The sequence below is a fragment of the Herbaspirillum lusitanum P6-12 genome (assembly GCF_000256565.1).
Taxonomy (GTDB): Bacteria; Pseudomonadota; Gammaproteobacteria; order Burkholderiales; family Burkholderiaceae_D; genus Herbaspirillum; species Herbaspirillum lusitanum.
In genome coordinates, this window is record NZ_AJHH01000470.1 from 1 (window position 1) to 1,717 (window position 1,717).

The 1,717-nt window shown below is 61.4% G+C and carries 1 protein-coding gene and 3 pseudogenes; 2 read left to right on the forward strand and 2 right to left on the reverse strand.

Translation table 11 applies throughout. The features are described from left to right. A partial coding sequence (locus HLUSI_RS28910) for a winged helix-turn-helix domain-containing protein (protein WP_040503541.1) occupies window positions 1-202 on the forward strand: 202 nt, incomplete at its 5' end. 68 nt (window positions 203-270) lie between these two features. On the opposite strand, the pseudogene HLUSI_RS0115470 reads toward HLUSI_RS28910, so the two are convergent. Together HLUSI_RS0115470 and HLUSI_RS31710 are read right to left on the reverse strand one after the other, a co-directional pair. Next, window positions 271-573: pseudogene (locus tag HLUSI_RS0115470) on the reverse strand (isoleucine--tRNA ligase); the annotation flags it as partial. A gap of 4 nt (window positions 574-577) precedes the next feature. Then, window positions 578-1,039 (reverse strand): annotated as a pseudogene (locus HLUSI_RS31710) (isoleucine--tRNA ligase); the annotation flags it as partial. A gap of 110 nt (window positions 1,040-1,149) precedes the next feature. Here HLUSI_RS31710 and HLUSI_RS28915 point away from each other — a divergent pair. Next, window positions 1,150-1,332: pseudogene (locus HLUSI_RS28915) on the forward strand (cell division topological specificity factor MinE); the annotation flags it as partial. Window positions 1,333-1,717 lie beyond the last annotated feature (385 nt).

Consider the following 1,717-nt stretch of genomic DNA (forward strand, 5'->3'; position numbering starts at 1 on the left):
GCCGCTGTCGCGCGTCACGCTGCAGGAAAGCGTATGGGGCGCGGAAGACGACAACGCCGTGCCGACCCGCACCATCGACACCCACATCTCGCGCGTGCGCAGCAAGCTCGCGCTCAAGCCCGAGAACGGCTATCGGCTCAGCACCGTGTACGGCTACGGCTACCAGCTGGAGCGGCTGGACGGCCCCGCTGCGAAAAAGTAGACGACGTGTCAGGCGCACGCACCGACCATTTTCTCAGCCGTATCGCGGCAACGCTGGCGCGCGATCCGGCGATAGATGATCGGCGTCTTGTGGCGCCAGCAATGCATGTAGCTATGGTCGAACATCACCAGCTTGAACAGCGAGCCGACTTCTTCCAGCTTGGCGCAGATCGGCTTCGACGCTTCCCAGATCGTCAGGCCGGCAAACAGCGGCAGCGACGACGCGTAGCGGCCATCGCCCATGACCGGGCTGATGATGTCGTCGTCCTTCATGCCGTGCGCCTTGCACGAGATAAAGTCTTCGATACCGTAGGCAGGCGCCGAGTGGACGATGCCGGTGCCGCTGTCGGCGGTCACGTAGTCGCCGAGATAGATTGCCCCAGGCCGGGAAGAAGGCGGTGTCTTCGATGCCTTGCAGCGCGGTTTCGCGCAAGCTCTTGCCGCCGTCCTTCGGCGTGTTGTCCATGCTCGCGAACCACTGCGAAGTAGCGCGATAGATGATCGGCGTCTTGTGGCGCCAGCAGTGCATGTAGCTGTGATCGAACATCACCAGCTTGAACAGCGAGCCGACTTCTTCCAGCTTGGCGCAGATCGGCTTCGACGCTTCCCAGATCGTCAGGCCGGCAAACAGCGGCAGCGACGACGCGTAGCGGCCATCGCCCATGACCGGGCTGATGATGTCGTCGTCCTTCATGCCGTGCGCCTTGCACGAGATAAAGTCTTCGATACCGTAGGCAGGCGCCGAGTGGACGATGCCGGTGCCGCTGTCGGCGGTCACGTAGTCGCCGAGATAGATCGGCGACTTAAAATCCCCCCGCCTTGCCCCAGGCCGGGAAGAAGGCGGTGTCTTCGATGCCTTGCAGCGCGGTTTCGCGCAAGCTCTTGCCGCCGTCCTTCGGCGTGTTGTCCATGCTCGCGAACCACTGCGAAGTAGCGCGATAGATGATCGAGCGCGGCGGTCGCCAGGGCCAGGGGTATGACTTCCTGCCGGCGCTGCACAAGGAACTGATCGAGGTGATCTCCAAGTACACCAAGGTCAACGCCGACGACATCAAGATCTCGCTCGACCGCCAGGGCAACCTGGAAGTGCTCGACGTGAACGTGGTGCTGCCGGACGCCGACGCGCCTTAAGCTTCTCATCACTGCGCCGGATTAGTGCGCCATTCCGTAAATTTGCAGCATAGTAAAAGTGGCGAAAACGGGGCGAGACAAGGAAAAAAGCGCAGCAAGGCTGAGGCCTTGCGAGCATTTTTGACGCTGTATTCGCTCCGATTTTCGACATCTTTTACGATGCAAATTTGCGGAATGGCGCACTAAATCCGGCGCAGTGCTTTTTGGAGCCCGGATTCATTCGACGCTCCGAAAACTGCTCTCTGCATGCCATGCACATTTCCATCTTCAGCCGCTCCGCCGACGACCTTGCCCTGATCGCACGCAGCCTGCCCGCGCACGACTGCGAAGCCGTGCAGCAGCGCGCCGATGTGGCCGACGCCGGTGAATACCTCGCTGAAATCCT